Source organism: Pseudomonas sp. ANT_H4 (assembly GCF_008369295.1).
Classification (GTDB): Bacteria; Pseudomonadota; Gammaproteobacteria; order Pseudomonadales; family Pseudomonadaceae; genus Aquipseudomonas.
In genome coordinates this window covers 141069-159507 of record NZ_VOBG01000004.1, presented here as the reverse complement: position 1 = coordinate 159507, position 18439 = coordinate 141069, and the positions used below count along the sequence as shown (strand labels likewise).

Genomic DNA, 18439 nt, shown 5'->3' with positions numbered 1-18439 from the left:
TCGTCGTTGAAGGCTGGGCTGTATGTATGTTGTTGAGGAAGGTAATGCAGTGGTTGTGCCAAGTGGCGTGAAGCACGTATTTATTGGCTTGCGACGTTTTTTATCGATGTTGGCCTGCACCCATTCAAGGCGAGCCGCCCGTTAGTGGTGCAACAGCCAGTACAGCAGCACCATATTGATCAACAACGACACCAGCGCCAGCGTCCGCCAGACCTTCAGCGGCTCTCGCTCCAGCAGCGGTTTGGGTCGGATGCTCAACTCACGACGGTCGGCCTGCTCCAGCACCAGCAACCACTCTTCGGCGGTTTCGTAGCGTTGTTCGGGTTGCGCTGCTACGGCTTGTTCCAGGCTTTGTTGCAGCCACTCGGGCAGGTCCGGTCGATAACGACTGGCGCTGACAGGTGTGGTGAATTTTGGCCGTTGAAAGGCTTCGATTTCACCGTAGGGATAATGCCCAGTGAGCAGGTAATACAAGGTCACGCCAATGCTGTACAAGTCCTGTTGTGGGGTAGGACGGTCGCCGTTGAAGGCCTCGGGGGCGATGAAACTCGGTGTGCCCGGCAACAGGTGTGCGCGATCCTCGGAAAGTCCGGGACAGTAGGCCAGGCCAAAATCCAGCACGCGCAGTTCGCCGTCCTCTCCCAGCAGCAGATTTTCCGGCTTGATGTCGCGATGCAAGATCTGCCTTCGGTGCAACTGGCCGACGGCCCGCAGCAGGCGCTCGGCCAGGGACTGCCATTGCGCCAGTGGCAGCGGGCCGTGCTGCTTGAACAGTTCGGCGAGGGTTTGGCCTGCGTATTCACGCATCACGTAGTACAAATGCTGACGCCCGCTGGCTGAATGCACTTCAGGAAACGCCCGCCCGGCCACCCGGCGCAGAAACCATTCCTCCGCCAGCAAGGCTTGCGCAGCTTGCAGGTCATCATCATGGCTGACCGGCAAGGTCTTCAGCAGCCAAGCCTGTTGCTGGGCATCACGCACCCTATAGAGCAGGGACTGCCGGCTCTGCCCCAGCACTGCTTCCACCTGCCAGCCTTCGAAGTGTTGCCCCGGTTTCAACGCCGGGGGCAATGGCCACTGCTGCAACTGCACCAGAGCGTCGCCGAGGGTGGCGGCGCCGAGTTGGTCGATACGCACCAGCATCGCACTGGCATTGTCCTGGCTGCCGGCCAGATGAGCTGAGTTGACCAGGGTATTCACGGCCAGGCCCAGGTCCGTTTGTTCCCGCAGGATTGCGCTGATGGCGTGATCTCCCAGGGAGGCCCAGACGCCATCGCTGAGCAGCAGGAAGCATTCGCCCTCGCGCAGTTCTGCATCAAGGAAATCCACCACCAAGTGTTGATCCAGGCCAAGGGCGCGCTTGAGCACATGCTGCATGCCCGGTTGCTCCCATACGTGCTCTTCGCTGATGCGCAGCAATTGATCATCGAGCCAGCGGTAGACCCGACAGTCGCCGACATGGGCCAGGGTAAAACGCTGTCCGCGAAATACCAGGGCGCTGAGAGTGGTCAGCAGTGGCAGGCCGCCACCGTTGGCCTGCAACCAGCGGTTTTGCGCCAGCAGCAGGCGGTCCAGGGACTGGGCCACGCCCCAGGTTTGCGGCGTGGCGTAATAATCCAGGGCCAGGGCCTGCAAGGTCGAGCGCGCGGCCAGGCCGCCGTCGGCGCACTAGCTGACGCCGTCGGCAATGGCGCACAAATAGCCTTTGCTGGCGGCCAGTTCAGGAGCCGGGGTAACCAGGCGCAGGGCGTCCTGGTTTTCCGACCGTGGGCCGATGGCGCTGGCCTGGGCGAAACTCAGTTGCAGGCTCATCAGACTCGCGCAGCGGTGACCGCTGCCGAACCCCAGGTGGTTCTCCAGCGACGCTTGACGCCATACAGGCCGAACCAGGCCAACACACCCAGGCTGGCGAACAGCCAAAGCGCAATCTGATAGCTGCCGGTGCTTTGTTTGATTGCACCCATGCCTGCCGCCAGGGCAAAGCCGCCGATGCCGCCGGCCATGCCGATCAGGCCGGTCATCACGCCGATCTCACGACGAAAGCGCTGGGGCACCAGCTGGAACACCGCGCCGTTGCCAGCGCCGAGGCCAAGCATGGTACAGACGAACAGAGCGAGGGCTGCGTAGGAACTCGGCAGGTTGAAGCCCACCGCCGCGATGCAGATCGCCGCCACGCCGTACATGCCGAGCAGGGTGCGAATCCCGCCGAAACGATCCGCCAACGCGCCTCCCAAGGGACGCATCAGGCTGCCGCCAAACACGCAGGCGGCGGTGTAATAGCCAGCGGTCACCGGGCTCAAGCCGTATTGGTCGTTGAAGTAGCCGGGCAGGGCGCTGGCCAGGCCGATAAAGCCGCCGAAGGTCACGCTATAGAAGAACATGAACCACCAGCTGTCGCGGTCGCCCAGCGCCTTGAAATAGTCGGCCATGGATTTGGCTTTCGGTCGATCAGGCGCGTTGCGGGCCAGCCAGGCGAAGACAATCAGCGTCAGGATCAGCGGGATCAACGCGAAGCCAAATACATTGCTCCAGCCAAACGCAGCCGCCAGCACCGGTGCCAGCAAGGCGGCAAACACTGTGCCCGAGTTGCCCGCACCGGCAATGCCCAAGGCCTTGCCCTGATGTTCGGCGGGGTACCACTGGGAGGCCAGGGGCAGGGCGACGGCGAAAGAGGCGCCGGCCATGCCCAGGAACAGTCCCAGCAGCAGGGCTTGTTCATAGCTGTGAATGCCCAGTTTCCAGGCGACGAACAGCGCGCAGATGACAATTACCTGGCCGATCAGGCCGGCGGTCTTGGGCGAGAGCTTGTCTGCCAGCATGCCCATCAGGAATCGCAATATGGCGCCGGCCAGGATCGGCGTCGCCACCACCAGGCCGCGCTGCTGAGTGGTCAGTTGCAGGTCGGTGGCGATCTGCACCGCCAACGGGCCCAGCAGGTACCAGACCATGAAGCTCAGGTCGAAATACAGGAACGCGGCAAACAAGGTCGGGGTGTGACCGGATTTCCAGAAGCTTGATTTCATCACGCACCTCAGCGGTAAGGGGGCTTGTAAGAAGGCCTTGTGATGGAGCAGCTGGTTAGAGTCGCCCCACCGGCCCCGGGCTATGGGGCCAAAACGAAAAAACGCCGCCACCGGGGTTCGCGTGGGCAAACCGGGTGGGCGACGTCTTTGTCGTAGAGGGGGCAACCGCCGTTGGTTACCTGTGGTGATTACATAGCAAGAGCTGAGCCAATGTTGGTGTGAGGTCAGCCCAACAACTCACTCATGGCAATAATCTGCTCCGCCACTTGAATCAGCTTCTGCTGCCGGCTCATGGCCTGGCGGCGCATTAGGGTGTAGGCCTCTTCCTCATTGCAGTCCTTCATTTTCATCAACAGGCCCTTGGCCAGTTCGATGCGTTTGCGTTCCGCCAGTTGCTGGTCACGGGCCTGCAACTGCGCGCGCAAGGCCTGGTCGCTCTCGAAGCGAGCCATCGCCACGTCGAGGATCGGTTGCAGGCGCTGGGCCTGGATGCCTTCGACGATATAGGCGCTGACCCCGGACTTGATCGCCTGACGCATAACGTCTGGGTCGTGCTCGTCGGTAAACATCACGATGGGGCGCGGCTGGTCGCGGCTGACCAGCACCACTTGCTCCATCACATCTCGGCCCGGTGACTCGGTATCGATCAGAATCACATCCGGGCGCACCGTTTCGACCCGTGCTGGCAGGTCGATGGTCAGGCCGGACTCGTCGATGACTTCAAAACCGGCTTCAGTCAGCGCCGCCTTGAGGCGTCCGACTTTGCGCGGGGTGTCGTTGATCAGCAGGATACGCAGCATAAGGTCTGGCTCCTGTTAGCGTCGAGCAAGCTGGACGGTGTTGTCGACCATGGCATGCAGGCGGAAGCTGCGGGCATAGCCGGCCGGGTCCGAGCCATCCCAGACCTTGCCGTCGATCAGCTGGCTGCTGCGCATTTCTTTATCCCCGGCCGTAATACCCGCCGCCGTGGCGGCTTCACGATAGAGCGCCAACTGCTGTACCTGACGGGCGATAACCAGGTAATCAGGGTCTTCGCGCAATAAGCCCCAGCGACGAAATTGGGTCATGAACCACATGCCATCGGACAGATAGGGCAGGTTGACCTCGCCGCCTGCGTGAAAGCGCAGGGCGTGGGCATCCTGCCAATGGTTGCCCAGACCGTCGTCGTAGTTACCCAGCAAGCGCGGTTCGATGCAATCGAGCGGTGCGTCCAGATATTCACGGGCACTTAGCAAGTGTGCGGTAGAGCGGCGGTTTTCAGGGCTTTGTTCGATAAAACGACTGGCCTCCAGAATAGCCATCACCAATACGCGGGCAGTATTGGGGTATTGCTCGACGAAGGCCTTGGTGCAGCCGAGGACTTTTTCCGGATGATCCGGCCAGATCGCCTGGGTGGTGGCCAGGGTAAAGCCCTGGTTCTGTTTTACCGCACTGGCGCACCAGGGCTCGCCCACGCAAAAACCGTCAATCCGTCCGGCTTGCAGGTGCGCGACCATTTGCGGCGGCGGTACCACCACACTATTGACGTCCTGCAGCGGATGAATGCCTTGGCTGGCGAGCCAGTAATACAGCCACATGGCGTGTGTACCTGTGGGAAAGGTCTGGGCGAAGGTGAGTTTTGTTCGGCTTTGGTGCACGTGGCGATCCAGTGCCTCAGGACTGGTCACCCCTTGTTGTTGCAAACCGTGAGACAGGTTGATGCTCTGGCCGTTCTGGTTCAGCCCCATCAACACGGCCATGTCGGTGGGCGCCACACCGCCGATGCCCAGGTGCACGGCATAGATCAGTCCATACAGGCTGTGGGCCGCGTCCAGTTCGCCGCTGACCAGTTTGTCCCGCAGGTTGGCCCAGGATGACTGGCGCTTGAGGTTCAGCGTCAGTCCATAAGGCTGGGCGAAGCCCTGGGTTGCGGCAACTACTACCGAGGCGCAATCGCTCAAGGCCATGAAACCCAGGTTGAGGCTGCTCTTTTCCGGAGCATCGCTGCCGTTGACCCAGGCCAGTGGATCGCTCTTCTGGCTGTTGCCGACCGAATCATTCATCAACATCTACCTTTCATGACCTTCTTTCTCAAAAAAAGCGCCGTTCCTGCGGGCCGCTTGTGCAAGCAGCTCACGGGTAACGACGCCTTTGTCCTTGAGCCCGCTCCGTCGTTGGTGCGGGCTGCGATGACTTACGCAAAGCAAGGCACATGCCACGGCGCATGTTCGGGGGGGCTTGATCAACTTCCCATCAAGATTGCAGGTCGGAGGCCTTTCACTATGGCCGCTCCCTAATGCCAGGCCGCTCAGGAACCCCCGCGTGTACCTCGATCACTTTGCAGCAAAGATCTACAGCCGGCTCTCGGGTCGGCTTCCCTGATGTACCGCCTGACCGTATGCCTAGACTCGCGACGGTGGTTGCTCTGCTGCCTGCTGATGCTGGGCAGTGCGCCTGCCTTGGGCGAGGTTTATCAGGCGCATGATGAAAGCCTGCAGGCTTTTTTTACCGAGTTGTCAGTGCCATTGGGCCAACCCATCGTTGTCAGCAAGACGGCGTCTGGCAAACGAATCACCGGGCAGTACGATTTCGATCCTGTGCAACGCACCCTTGAGGAAGTTGCCCTGCAGCAAGGGTTGATCTGGTACAGCGACGGTCAGGTGCTCTATCTCTACGACGTCAGCGAGGCAAAAAGCGCGGTGGTCAGCCTGCGGCACATCTCGGTCGACATGTTGCGTGCGTTCATGCGGCGGACGGGTCTCAGCGAGGCGCGTTATCCCCTTCGCGAGGGGGGCGCACGGATGTTTTATGTTTCCGGGCCACCCAACTACGTCGATCAGGTGCTGCGCCTGGCCCAGTTGATGGACAGGCAGCGTGCCGAGTTGCGCATGGGGCCTCAGAAAATCGGCGTGGTTCAGGTGCTTAATACCCATGTCGCCGATCGTCAGTACGACATGGGAAGTGAACAGATCACCGTGCCGGGAATGGCCACGATGATCGGAAAACTGCTGGCTACCGAGCAGAAGAATGTCGCCCCAGGTCGTTCGCTGCAGTCAGGGTTGCTGGCCGACAAAAACATTTCAGTGATGGCTTACCCGGACACCAACAGCCTGCTGATCAAGGGGATGCCTGCGCAAGTGCGCTTTTTAGAGAGTCTGGTGGCGGAGCTGGACGTGCCCAAGCGTTCGGTTGAGGTGTCGCTATGGCTGGTGGACGTGGATCGACATGAATTCGAGCAAATGGGCATGGCCCCGGACGGCGATGGCAAGGGGCCGGACACGCAGCGGCAAGTGAGTCGCGTGCTGGCGCCCGTTGAGGACCGCGCTTTCATGGCACGGGTTCAGGCACTGGAGCGTCGTCGGCGAGCAAGGGTGGTGGCGTTGCCGGTGATTCTGACCCAGGAGAATGTGCCGGCGGTTTTCCATGACAACCAGACCCTTTATCTGCCCCGATCTGCTGAGGACAGCGATGAGTGGCAGCCGATCAACCATGGCACACAGGTCAGCGTCCTGCCGCGCTTCGCCGAGGCGAACGAAATCGAGATGCTGCTCACCATTGAGGATGGCCGCCAGATAGGAAAGGTTGGTGGTCGCGATGGGGCATCGGCGGCGGTTGGGCGTGTAGGCATCAATACCGTCGTCCGTGTGGCCCAGGGCAAGCGCCTGTTGCTGGGCAGTTTTCGGCGTGATGGCGAGGCTGCAAAGCGTAGTGCCATGTTCGGTCGCTACGACGGGCCAATGACCAACAGTGTGCGTCTGTTTTTGATCCAGGCCCAGGCCGTGGGTGACGAACTTAAGACCGCGACCGGGCAGGGGAGTCCGCCGCCGCTGACGGCTGCTCAATACGAGCACGTACAAGGCACCTTCACTCGCTCGTTCGAGCAATGAAATCAGGCGCTTTTTTCACTGAATTTTTGAGCCGCGTTGAAGAACTGTGCAACCTCGTTCACCAATGACAGGTGCACTCGGAGAGCGCCTTCTGTGCGCTCGCTCCCAAGAAGGTCTACCGGGGTTGCGTGCTGCTTGTATCGAAACGTCTTACAGGTTGTGTCCAGAACTCCTTGAGTTTATGGGCTTTTGCCTACGGTGTTCCAGGGAGCAGGTTTCTATAGTCGCGTCATCCCTAGTGGGGCAATGCTGAAATTAAGGAGCCGTGAATGTCCGTAGGCAGGTGCAGAGGTTTGAATGGTCGGCGTGGTTGATGGTTTGACGTCCGTCTCTTTGGCTTTTGGGCACTGGACGCTACAGGGTGACGGCAGGCTGACAGGCGATGGCTCGGATATTCAATTGCCTCCCAAGGAATGGCATGTATTGCGCCTGTTGCTCGCCTCGGCGGGCGTGCTGGTCACCAAGGATCGTTTGCTGGAACGGGTCTGGCCCCATGGCGAAGTCGCTGAGGAGTCCCTGACCCGCTGTATCTATTCGTTGCGCAAGCACCTCAAGGACAACAAGGGATTTATCACGACGGTATATGGCAAGGGCTATCGCTTCAGCTGTCCGGTAGTGGTGGTTGACGTGCCTGGCCAAACACTTGCTGGTCCTGGCATCGCCATTCACGTGTGCTCTGCCTGTGGGCAGGAGAGTAATTGGGGCGGTCTGACATGAAGAGGGCCTGGAGCAAGGTTATGCTGCTGGTTGCTCTGGCCGTGTCGAGTCAGGCTAAGGCTTACTGCTGGACCGAAGCTGCGAGCCAATATGATATAGAACCGGAGTTGTTGCAGGCCATTGCTGCCGTAGAGTCCGGTTATCGAGCCGAGGCCATGAATTACAGCAACAACAATGGCTCCCGTGATATTGGCCTGATGCAGATCAACAGCATTCATCTACCGCGCCTGCTCAAGCAAGGCATCACCGAACAGCGGTTACTGGGTGAGCCTTGCCTGTCGGTAGAAGTGGCGGCCTCCATTCTCGCTGACTTTATCAAGCAGTTTGGCTACAACTGGACGGCGGTGGGCTCCTACAATGTCGGCGCTGGGGAGGGCGCTCACCGGGAGGCGCTGCGGCTTCGTTATGCGCAAAAAATCTGGACGCGCTACGAAGAGTTGATGGCCGCGCGTAACGGATGATCGTGCTACCTGTGCGCCTCGCCTCGCGCGCACCCCGTCACCCCGGCTATAATCGGCGCCACCTTCCGCCGCCATCCGAGTCAAGCCCGCCCATGTATACCCTGGCCCGCCAGCTGTTGTTCAAACTTTCTCCGGAAACCTCCCACGATCTGTCCCTGGACCTGATCGGTGCCGGTGGCCGCCTGGGGCTCAATGGCCTGGTGTGCAAGGCGCCGACGAAGATGCCGGTCTCGGTGATGGGGCTCGACTTCCCCAACCCGGTAGGGCTGGCCGCAGGCCTGGACAAAAACGGTGCGGCCATCGACGGCTTTGCCCAGTTGGGGTTTGGTTTCGTCGAAATCGGCACCGTCACGCCTCGGCCGCAGCCGGGTAACCCCAAACCACGGATTTTCCGCCTGCCGGAAGCCGAGGCGATCATCAATCGCATGGGCTTCAATAACCTTGGCGTTGATCACCTGCTGTCGCGGGTTCAAGCCGCGAAGTACAAGGGTATCCTGGGTATCAATATCGGCAAGAACTTCGATACGCCCGTGGAACGTGCCGTGGATGACTACCTGATCTGCCTGGACAAGGTTTACGCCCATGCCAGCTATGTCACGGTCAATGTCAGTTCGCCCAATACTCCGGGCTTGCGCAGCCTGCAATTCGGTGACGCTCTCAAGCAACTGCTCGAAGCCTTGCGCCAGCGTCAGGAAGACCTGGCCGTGCGTCATGGCAAACGGGTGCCATTGGCGATCAAGATCGCTCCGGACATGAGTGACGAAGAAACCGTACTGGTGGCCCAGGCCCTGCTGGAATCGGGGATGGACGCGGTGATCGCCACCAACACCACCCTGAGCCGCGTCGGTGTCGAAGGCCTGGCCCACGGTGATGAGGCCGGTGGGCTTTCCGGTGCGCCGGTGCGCGACCAAAGTACCCATATCGTCAAGGTGCTGGCGGCCGAACTGGCGGGGCGGTTGCCGATCATTGCTGTCGGCGGCATCACCGAAGGCAAGCACGCCGCTGAGAAAATTGCTGCTGGCGCGAGCCTTGTGCAGCTGTATTCCGGTTTTATCTACAAGGGGCCGGCACTGATTCGCCAGTCAGTGGATGCGATCGCAGCATTACCACGAAACTGAAGGCATAAAAAAGGGCTCCTCGAAGGAGCCCTTGGGCCGAAGCCCGCCGCCCTGATGGGGCGTGCGTGGTTAAGTCGTTACATATTCAAGGTGGTGTCGGAATTAAGTGCCCTGATTAGCCGACGGCGTGAAGTTCGTTGAGCCTGTGGATCCCCGCAGTGCCGGTCATACCGTCCCAGTTGTCGCCACGTCCTTCTCGCCAGCCGTTGATCCAGGCTTGGCGTACCGACGGTAGAGTAAATGGGCAAAGCTCACGGGATTTGCCATGAACGCCATACTGATATCCGCGTAAAAATGCTCTTTCCAACGGATCACGCTTAAGTCTTCTCATAGGGTGTTTCCCTCACTTGTTGACTGTCTTGATATCCTTCAACCTCGTCTGAGGCCGGGCAGAGTTTTTCTGCCGTTGGTGCGCTCGCTGCCGGCGTGGCGAGCTAAGTGTTGGCACCGTGGCAGCGCCAACCTGTATTGAGTTCTAACCAATAGGTCACACGGATTCAATGATCGTTTTGTCATAAGGACGTAACGATAATGATGCTATGGCCATAAGCTGGGATGGCTTTTCGCCCCTTTTCCAGGCCAAAGCCAGCTATGATGTGCCCTGCAAAGAGGATGGGTTTAATCCTTTAGTGAGAATGTCCACCTGTTGCAGTCGGTTGTTATTCGACGAAGGGTAAGAATATTTCTTTTTGTTGCATCAAATACATGATCTGCCCCGTCAATATAGGCTCAAAGGGCCTGCAGCCGGGGTGGGACGGCACATTCGTGCCACACGAGCGCTCTTCAAGAAAAGCGCTTGATTGAAAACTGAACCGGCGATGCGTCGCCTGTTTACTTATTGCTGAAAAGCCTGGAATTCCCATGTCGGATCGTTACGAAATCTTCCTCACTTGCCCCAAGGGCCTTGAAGGCTTGCTGATCGAGGAAGCCGTCGGGCTTGGCCTTGAGGAGGCTCGCGAGCACACCTCAGCCGTGCGCGGCATGGCCGACATGGAGACTGCTTATCGCCTGTGCCTCTGGTCCCGTCTGGCCAACCGCGTGTTGCTGGTGCTCAAGCGCTTCCCTATGAAAGACGCCGAGGACCTTTACTACGGCGTACTGGATATCGAGTGGGGAGACCACATGCTTGCTGATGGCACCCTGGCGGTGGAGTTCAGCGGCCATGGCTCGGGCATCGACAACACCCACTTCGGCGCGCTGAAGGTCAAGGATGCGATTGTCGACAAGCTGCGCACCCCGACCGGCGAACGTCCGTCCATCGACAAGATCAACCCGGACCTACGTATTCACCTGCGCCTGGACCGTGGCGAAGCGATTCTCTCTCTTGACCTGTCCGGCCACAGCCTGCACCAGCGCGGTTACCGCCTGCAGCAGGGCGCCGCGCCGCTGAAAGAAAACCTGGCAGCAGCGATCCTGATCCGCTCCGGCTGGCCGCGCATTGCCGCCGAAGGCGGAGCGCTGACTGACCCGATGTGCGGCGTCGGTACCTTCCTGGTGGAAGGCGCGATGATCGCCGCCGACATGGCCCCTAACCTCAACCGTGAGTTGTGGGGCTTCACCGCCTGGCTCGGCCACGTCCCAGCCCTGTGGAAGAAGCTTCATACAGAGGCCAGCGAGCGTGCTGCCATCGGCATGGCCAAGCCACCGCTCTGGATTCGCGGTTACGAGGCTGACCCACGCTTGATGCAGCCGGCTCGTAACAATATCGATCGTGCTGGCCTGAGCCACTGGATCAAGGTTTATCAGGGTGAAGTCGCTACCTTCGAGCCGCGCCCGGACCAGAACCAGAAAGGGTTGGTGATCTGTAACCCGCCCTACGGCGAGCGTCTGGGTGATGAAGCTAGCCTGTTGTACCTTTATCAGAACCTCGGTGAACGCTTGCGTCAGGCCTGTTTGGGTTGGGAAGCGGCGGTGTTCACCGGCGCGCCGGACCTGGGCAAGCGCATGGGTATTCGCAGCCACAAACAGTATTCATTCTGGAACGGCGCCTTGCCGTGCAAGTTGCTGCTGATCAAGGTCACCCCGGACCAGTTCGTCACCGGCGAGCGCCGTACTCCGGAACAACGCCAGGCCGAGCGGGATCAAGCTGCCTACGATCAGGCGCCGACCGAGCCGCAAGAGCGCCAGTACAACAAGAACGGTAATCCGATCAAGCCAGTGCCAGCACCGGCTCCGGTCGTTGAGCAGGCGCGCTTGAGCGAAGGCGGGCAGATGTTCGCCAACCGTTTGCAGAAGAACCTGAAGTTGCTCGGCAAATGGGCCAAGCGCGAAGGCGTTGATTGCTACCGTGTGTACGATGCCGACATGCCGGAATACTCCATGGCCATCGACCTGTACCACGATTGGGTCCACGTCCAGGAATACGTCGCGCCCAAGTCCATCGACCCGGAAAAAGCCTCTGCGCGGATGTTCGATGCACTGGCGGCCATTCCCCAAGCGCTGGGCATCGACAAGAATCGCGTGGTGGTCAAGCGTCGCGAACGTCAAAGTGGCACTAAGCAGTACGAGCGCCAGAGTGCCCAGGGCAAGTTCACCGAAGTCAGCGAAGGCGGGGTGAAGCTGCTGGTCAACCTGACCGATTACCTGGACACCGGCCTGTTCCTCGACCACCGCCCTATGCGCATGCGCATCCAGAAAGAGGCCGCAGGCAAACGCTTCCTCAACCTGTATTGCTACACCGCCACTGCCAGTGTGCACGCGGCCAAGGGCGGTGCGCGCACCACCACCAGCGTCGACTTGTCGAAAACCTATCTGGACTGGGCGCGTCGCAACCTCTCGCTCAACGGTTTCTCCGACAAGAACCGCCTGGAGCAGGGTGACGTGATGGCCTGGCTGGAAGCCAGTCGCGATGAGTTCGACATGATCTTCATTGACCCGCCGACCTTCTCAAACTCCAAGCGCATGGAAGGTATCTTCGACGTACAACGCGACCACGTGCAGTTGCTCGACCTGGCCATGGCTCGCCTGGCGCCAGGTGGTGTGCTGTATTTCTCCAACAACTTCCGCAAGTTCCAGTTGGAGGAGAACCTCATCGAGCGTTATGCCGTCGAGGAAATCAGCGATAAAACCATCGATCCGGATTTTGCGCGCAATGCCAAGATCCACCGTGCCTGGAAAATCACCGCACGTTGATCGACCCTGAAGCCGCGAGCCTGGATTATTCCAAGCTCGCGGCTTTTTTGCGCTGGTCAAAACAGGACTCGGTGGTTATAACTTAACTCCTAGCCAAAATGACGCCCTTGCACGCTGGCGTTCTGAGTTTTGCTTATGCCGTTGCATGCCGTCCGCCCGAAAATTCTTGGCTTTATCAGCGAGCAGGCGTCGGCGTGGCTGGTGGCATTGGTTGTGCTGCTGGTGGGGCTGGCGCTCACAGCTGTGGTGGCGTGGGCTGCATCCAATCTCTATCAGCAACAGGTTCGCCAGCAATTTAAGTTGCTGGTCAGCGAGCGCTACAGCCGCCTGGACGAGCGCTTCGAAGACCAAGAGCAACGCCTCGACAGCCTGCGCCGCTTTTTCGTCAACTCTCATAATGTCTCCCGCGAAGAGTTCGATGGCTTCGCCCAGCCGTTGCTGCTGCGTGCGCGTGCCTATTCCTGGGCGCCGCGGATTTTTCGCGATCAGCGCTCCGGGTTTGAGCAAAAGGTTACCCGGCAGCGGGGTGCGGGTTTCGCCATTCGTGAGTTGAGCGTGGCCGGCACGTTGGTCCCAGCGACCGAACGGGACGAATATGTGCCGGTGTTGTACAGCCAGACCCAGAGTCTCCTTGGCTCGCCCCTGGGGTTTGATCTGCTGGCCCAGCCTTTGCGACGTTCGGTGGTCGAGCGTGCGCAACGTTCCGACACCATCGCCGTGTCGCAACCCATGCAGTTGGTGGGCGTGGAGCCGGCCTACGCGATGGGTGTGCTGCTGGTGGCGCCGGTGAGTGCACCGGTCACCGCCCAAATGCCCTCCAGTGAACCGTATGGCTACGTGATGGCGGTGATCAGCATGCGCCAACTGGTAGCCGACGGATTGCCCAAGGCGGATCGAGACAACCTGGTGATGCGGATTGTCGACACTTCTGACACGCAACAGCGGGTATTGTATGAATCGAACAATGCCGTGGGGGATGGCAATCTGGAGGCGATCCGCCGTCTGACCCTGGGCGACCATGTCTACGCCTTGAGCCTGCGCCCCAGCCAGGTATTCGAGCGGGCCACCCATTCCTCGGCAATCAGCATCCTGACAATGGGCAGTCTGCTCAGCCTGCTGCTCAGCGCCTTGCTCTACGTGCTGGTCAGCCAGCGTCAGCGGGCGTTGAAACTGGTACAGCAACGTACCGGCGAGTTGCGCCAGCGTGAGCACGAGCTGCGCGATGCCCACGGCCAATTGCGCAGCGTGCTCAATGCAGCAACTCAGGTGGCGATTATTGCCACTGACCTGCGCGGCGTCATCACTACCTTCAACGCCGGGGCCGAGCAAATGTTGGGGTATGAGGCCGCGCAGGTGCTCAATCATCTGACCATTGAGAGCCTGCACCTGGCGCCCGAGTTGGAAGTCCGCGCCACCCAGTTGAGCCAGGCGCTCGGAAAGCGGATCGTGCCGAGTCAGGCGATGCTGGTGGAAGGCGCTGACAGCCTGCACGAATCCCGCGAGTGGACCCTGGTGCGCAAGGATGGCAGTCAACTGACGGTGAATATGCTGGCGACGGCATTGCTTGATGACCATGGGTTGTGGATCGGCCACCTGGCGATTTGCCTAGATGTGACTGAGCAAAAGCGCGTCTATGAGGCGCTGGCGGCACGCGATCGCTTGCTGAAGAAACTCAGTGCCCATGTGCCCGGCGGGATTTTCCAGTTCGCCCTGGAGCCCAACGACAACTGGCGATTTATCTACGTCAGTGATGGTATTCGCGACATCTATGAAATTGATCCGGGGTTATTGCAGCAAGATGCAAAGCTAGTCTTCGAACGCCTTCATCCCCAGGATGCCGAACGGGTTCGTGCCTCCATCCGGTTGTCAGCGCTGCAAATGAGCCATTGGCGCGAAGAGTATCGGGTGCAGTTGCCGCGCCGGGGCCTGCGCTGGATTCGTGGCGAGGCCACCCCGGAAGAGTTGCCGGGCGGTGGCACACTGTGGCATGGCTATGTATCGGATATTTCCGACCTCAAACGCGTGGAGGAAGAGTTGCGGGCGCTGTCCATCACCGACTCTCTTACGGGTATCCATAACCGCCGTTACTTCCAGGACCGCCTGAAGGCCGAGATGGTCAGGGTCGAACGCACTGCGGGAACGTTGGCGGTGATCATGCTGGATATCGATCACTTCAAGCGTATCAATGACCAGTATGGTCATGCGGTAGGCGATGAGGTGCTGCAGGAGTTATGTCGGCGCATCAGTCTGCGCTTGCGTCGCAGTGACGTATTTTGTCGCCTGGGAGGCGAGGAGTTCATGGTGCTGTGCCCCAGCACTGATGGCGCCCAGGCCTACAGCCTGGCCCTTGAGTTGTGGCAAGCGCTGCGCCGTGTGCCCATGGCCCGCGTCGGCACGGTGACGGCGAGCTTTGGGGTTGCCAGTTGGCGGGTCGATGAAGGGATTGATGGCTTGCTGTTGCGCGCGGATTCAGGCGTGTATGCGGCCAAACAGGCGGGCAGGGATCGTGTGGAAGCCGAGCGGTTGCCGGCTTGAAGTCAAGGATCGCCCTGTAGCGAGCAAGCTTGCCCGCTCGCCACAATAAGCCCGCTCACCACAATTACAGTATCGGTGCGATGGCCGCCAATTTAGGCTGGCGATACAGGTCCAGTAGCACCTGATCCAGCACCGACGAAGCGCCCCACGGCCTCGGATCGTTGAGGATTGCCACCACTGCCCAGGTATTGCCATTGTTGTCGCGGCTGAAGCCGGCAATCGCCCGGACGGTGTTCAGGGTCCCTGTCTTGACGTGGGCTTCACCGCGCAGTGCGGTGGTCTTCAGGCGTTTGCGCATGGTGCCGTCGGTGCCGGCAATCGGCATCGAGCTGATGAACTCCGCCGAATACGGGCTTCTCCAGGCCGCCTGCAGCAAGGTCGCCATCTCGCGAGCGCTGACCCGTTCGGCGCGGGACAGGCCAGAACCGTTTTCCATCACCAGGTGCGGCGCAGTGATGCCTTTCTTCGCCAGCCACTGGCGCACCACGCGTTGGGCGGCCTTGGCATCGTCGCCATCGGCATCGTTGCGGTATTGCGCGCCGAGGCTGAGGAACAATTGCTGGGCCATGGTGTTGTTACTGTATTTGTTGATGTCGCGGATAATCTCCGCCAGGTCCGGGGAGAACGCGCGGGCCAGGACCTTGGCGTCTTTCGGTACCGGGGCGAGTACGTCGCGGCCCTGGATACTGCCTCCCAGCTCCTTCCAGATCGCCCGCACGGCGCCGGCGGTGTAGGTAGCGTGATCCAGTAATGACAGATAAGTCTGCGAGCTGCAGCCATCGCCCAACTGACCGCTGACTGTCACGGTGACGCTGCCGTCGGTGGCGGTCACCGGGTTGTAGCGCACGTCACCGGTGCACTGCTTGGTGCTGGCCACTTTCACCTGGTTATCGATGCGAATGCTGGCAATCGGCGGTTCCACCGAGATCAGCACCTTGCCCGAATCGTTGCGGGCGACAAAACGCAGGGCCTTGAGGTTGACCAGCAGGGCGTCAGGCTTGACCAGGAAAGGCTTGTTGGCGTCATTGCCGTCGTCATTGAACTCCGGCAATTGCGGCTGGACGAAAAAGTTGCGGTCCAGCACCAGGTCGCCAGTGACTTGCTGCACGCCATTGGCCCGCAGGTCGCGCATCAGCAGCCAGAGTTTTTCCATGTTCAGCTTGGGATCGCCACCGCCCTTGAGGTACAGGTTGCCACGCAATATGCCGCCACTGAGGGTGCCGTCGGTGTAGAACTCGGTTTTCCACTGGTGGTTGGGGCCGAGCATTTCGAGGGCGGCGTAGGTGGTGACCAACTTCATGGTCGAGGCCGGGTTGACCGATACGTCGGCGTTGAACACCGTTGCGGTGCCAGGGCCGTTGAGGGGAATCATCACCAGGGACAGCGCATTGTTTTGCAGCTTGGCCTTCTGGAGGGCTTCCTGGACCTTGGGGGGCAGGGTGGTATTGATCGGTGCGGCGCAAACGGAAAAGGCCAAGGGAAGCAGAAAGCCAGCCAGTAACAAGGGACGTAAAGATTTGATCATAAGAAATAAACCCTACTGCGAGGAGGGTGAAAAAAGCGAGGGCATGTGAACGAAAATCCCTCAGTGGTCATGAAAGTGTCGGCATTATGCCCCAAGGTGGAGTCACTTGTGCCTGAACGATAGCTGCTAATCACTGATTTTTTTACCAGTGGTACGCCACCGGTCCCAGAGAGACGGGCAAACCCCTGCTTAAACTGCTAAAGTGCCGCCCGTTATTACTTATGAGGATTGTTCCATGGCGACTAACCGTTCCCAGCGTCTGCGCAAAAAACTGTGCGTTGATGAATATCAAGAGCTGGGTTTCGAGCTGAACCTGGATTTCAAAGAAGGTTTGGACGACAAGGCTATCGACGCTTTCCTCGACGCATTCCTGAAAGAAGCGATGGAGGCCAACGGCCTCGGCTATGTTGGCGGCGATGACTACGGTCTGGTTTGCCTGCAGAAGCGTGGTTCGGTCAGCGAAGAACAGCGTGTTGCTGTTGAAGCCTGGCTCAAGGGCCGTAGCGAGCTGACCAGCGTTGAAGCCAGCCCGTTGCTGGACGTCTGGTACCCGGAAAAGCCGATCAATCCGGTAGCCTGATGTCATGAGACAGCGACCCGCCCGGGTCGCTGTTTCGTTTCAGGGTAGAAAGAATCAGGCCTTGCGCCAGTTCAGAATCACCAGCGTCAACACCCCCGCAACAATCCCCCAGAACGCCGAACCGATGGAAAACAACGTCAACCCCGACGCTGTGACCATAAAGGTGATCAGCGCTGCTTCCCGTTCCTTAGGCTCATTCATGGCAATGCTCAGGCCATTGATGATCGAGCCAAACAACGCCAATGCCGCAATCGACAGCACCAGTTCCTTTGGCAGCGCTGCGAACAATGCCGCCAGCGTTGCGCCAAACACCCCGGCAATCCCGTAGAAAATCCCACACCAGACCGCTGCGGTGTAACGCTTGTTGCGATCTTCGTGGGCATGGGGCCCGGTGCAGATGGCTGCGCTGATCGCTGCCAGGTTGATGCCGTGGGAGCCGAACGGTGCCAGCACCAGCGAGGCGAGCCCGGTGGTGGTGATCAGCGGCGAGGCCGGCACGTTATAGCCATCGGCCCGCAGTACGGCGATGCCAGGCATGTTTTGCGAGGTCATAGCCACCACTAACAGCGGAATGCCGATACTGATGGTCGCGGCCAGGGAAAAGTGTGGTGTGGTCCACACCGGCGTAGCCACTTCCAGGCTGAAACCGCTGAAATCCAGCAGGCCCATCAGGCCAGATAATGCCGTGCCAATCAGCAGCGCCGCCAGCACTGCATAACGCGGCGACAGGCGCTTGATGATCAGGTAAGTGAAAAACATCCCCAGCACCAGGGCGGTACGGTGTTGCGCCGCGACGAAAATCTCGCTGCCGATCTTGAACAAAATTCCCGCCAGCAAGGCCGCCGCCAGGGAGGCCGGAATGCGTTTGACCAGCTTTTCAAAACTGCTGGTGAGTCCGCAGATCGTCACCAACACTGCGCAGGTGATGTAGGCGCCAATGGCTTCGCCGTACGTCACGCCGCCAAGGCTGGTGATCAGCAGCGCCGCGCCGGGCGTCGACCAGGCGATGGTGATTGGCGTGCGGTAGCGCAGGGACAGACCGATGCTGCACACCGCCATGCCGATGGAAATCGCCCAGATCCACGACGAAATCTGCGCCGTGGTCAGGCCGGCGGCCTGGCCAGCCTGGAACATCAGCACCAGAGAGCTGGTGTAGCCGGTCATCATGGCAATGAAGCCGGCGACAATGGCCGAAGGCGAGGTATCGGCCAGTGGGCGCAAAGGCGCCTGGAGGACGTCGGACATGGGGCGGTGTTCCTTTATGCCTGGGAAGCGGTTTGTAGGAGCAAGCTCGCTCCTGCAAGGAAAAATTGCGGACTCAAGCCTAAACTCAAACGTAACGACTCATTGCAATACAGACGGCCGCGTAAACAGCCGTACAGTGTGTTGGCGCATTGGGTTGTGTACAATGTGCGCTGTTTTTAGGTGATACTTGCCAGCGAACCTTTGTTGTCGTATTACCGTTAATTCGCCGCCGTTCTC

13 protein-coding genes and 1 pseudogene are annotated in these 18439 nt (G+C 59.9%); 7 read left to right on the top strand and 7 right to left on the bottom strand.

All coding sequences use genetic code 11. The features are described from left to right. Positions 1-141: 141 nt before the first annotated feature. From FQ182_RS07065 to FQ182_RS07050, 4 genes and pseudogenes are all read right to left on the bottom strand, one after another. Positions 142-1812, bottom strand: a pseudogene (locus tag FQ182_RS07065) (protein kinase). After that, positions 1812-3023 carry a NarK/NasA family nitrate transporter gene (locus tag FQ182_RS07060; RefSeq protein WP_149412025.1) on the bottom strand — a complete coding sequence of 404 codons (1212 nt, stop codon included), beginning with the start codon at positions 3021-3023 and terminating at the stop codon, positions 1812-1814. The pseudogene FQ182_RS07065 and the gene FQ182_RS07060 overlap by 1 nt, the downstream one beginning before the upstream one ends. A 224-nt stretch (positions 3024-3247) precedes the next feature. Then, positions 3248-3823, bottom strand: coding sequence for an ANTAR domain-containing response regulator (locus FQ182_RS07055; protein WP_149412024.1), 576 nt, complete (start codon positions 3821-3823; stop codon positions 3248-3250). A 15-nt stretch (positions 3824-3838) separates the two neighbouring features. Further along, positions 3839-5065 (bottom strand): CmpA/NrtA family ABC transporter substrate-binding protein, encoded by a 1227-nt coding sequence (locus FQ182_RS07050; RefSeq protein WP_149412023.1) that lies wholly within the window; start codon positions 5063-5065, stop codon positions 3839-3841. A gap of 318 nt (positions 5066-5383) precedes the next feature. On the opposite strand from FQ182_RS07050, the gene sctC reads away from it, so the two are divergent. The 4 genes from sctC (at position 5384) to FQ182_RS07030 (ending at position 9185) form a co-directional block, all read left to right on the top strand. Beyond that, a complete protein-coding gene (gene sctC / locus FQ182_RS07045; protein ID WP_149412022.1) occupies positions 5384-6889 on the top strand; it encodes a type III secretion system outer membrane ring subunit SctC in 1506 nt (501 codons plus the stop codon). Positions 6890-7186: 297 nt separating this feature from the next. Further along, positions 7187-7606 carry a winged helix-turn-helix domain-containing protein gene (locus tag FQ182_RS07040; protein WP_149412021.1) on the top strand — a complete coding sequence of 140 codons (420 nt, stop codon included), beginning with the start codon at positions 7187-7189 and terminating at the stop codon, positions 7604-7606. Continuing rightward, positions 7603-8067 (top strand): transglycosylase SLT domain-containing protein, encoded by a 465-nt coding sequence (locus FQ182_RS07035; protein ID WP_149412020.1) that lies wholly within the window; start codon positions 7603-7605, stop codon positions 8065-8067. Before FQ182_RS07040 ends, FQ182_RS07035 begins: the two co-directional genes overlap by 4 nt. Positions 8068-8159: 92 nt before the next feature. Beyond that, positions 8160-9185 (top strand): quinone-dependent dihydroorotate dehydrogenase, encoded by a 1026-nt coding sequence (locus FQ182_RS07030; protein WP_149412019.1) that lies wholly within the window; start codon positions 8160-8162, stop codon positions 9183-9185. Between the two features lie 115 nt (positions 9186-9300). Here the strand turns inward: FQ182_RS07030 and rmf are convergent, their stop codons facing one another. Continuing rightward, positions 9301-9516 carry a ribosome modulation factor gene (gene rmf, locus FQ182_RS07025; protein WP_002553055.1) on the bottom strand — a complete coding sequence of 72 codons (216 nt, stop codon included), beginning with the start codon at positions 9514-9516 and terminating at the stop codon, positions 9301-9303. Positions 9517-10046: 530 nt separating this feature from the next. On the opposite strand from rmf, the gene rlmKL reads away from it, so the two are divergent. Continuing rightward, positions 10047-12317, top strand: a complete 2271-nt coding sequence (gene rlmKL, locus FQ182_RS07015; protein WP_149412018.1) for a bifunctional 23S rRNA (guanine(2069)-N(7))-methyltransferase RlmK/23S rRNA (guanine(2445)-N(2))-methyltransferase RlmL — start codon at positions 10047-10049, stop codon at positions 12315-12317. 135 nt (positions 12318-12452) lie between these two features. Continuing rightward, on the top strand, positions 12453-14852 hold the full coding sequence (locus FQ182_RS07010; RefSeq protein ID WP_149412017.1) for a GGDEF domain-containing protein: 2400 nt from the start codon (positions 12453-12455) through the stop codon (positions 14850-14852). A gap of 64 nt (positions 14853-14916) precedes the next feature. Here FQ182_RS07010 and dacB read toward each other — a convergent pair whose 3' ends face one another. Beyond that, entirely contained in the window at positions 14917-16377 is a 1461-nt protein-coding gene (gene dacB, locus FQ182_RS07005) for a D-alanyl-D-alanine carboxypeptidase/D-alanyl-D-alanine-endopeptidase (protein ID WP_149493975.1), read from the bottom strand. 235 nt (positions 16378-16612) lie between these two features. Here dacB and FQ182_RS07000 point away from each other — a divergent pair, with 235 nt between their 5' ends. Continuing rightward, positions 16613-16957: a YggL family protein gene (locus FQ182_RS07000; protein ID WP_133101662.1), complete on the top strand. Its 345-nt coding sequence runs from the start codon at positions 16613-16615 to the stop codon at positions 16955-16957. Positions 16958-17011: 54 nt separating this feature from the next. Here the strand turns inward: FQ182_RS07000 and FQ182_RS06995 are convergent, their stop codons facing one another. Then, positions 17012-18202 carry a benzoate/H(+) symporter BenE family transporter gene (locus FQ182_RS06995; protein WP_149412843.1) on the bottom strand — a complete coding sequence of 397 codons (1191 nt, stop codon included), beginning with the start codon at positions 18200-18202 and terminating at the stop codon, positions 17012-17014. Positions 18203-18439 lie beyond the last annotated feature (237 nt).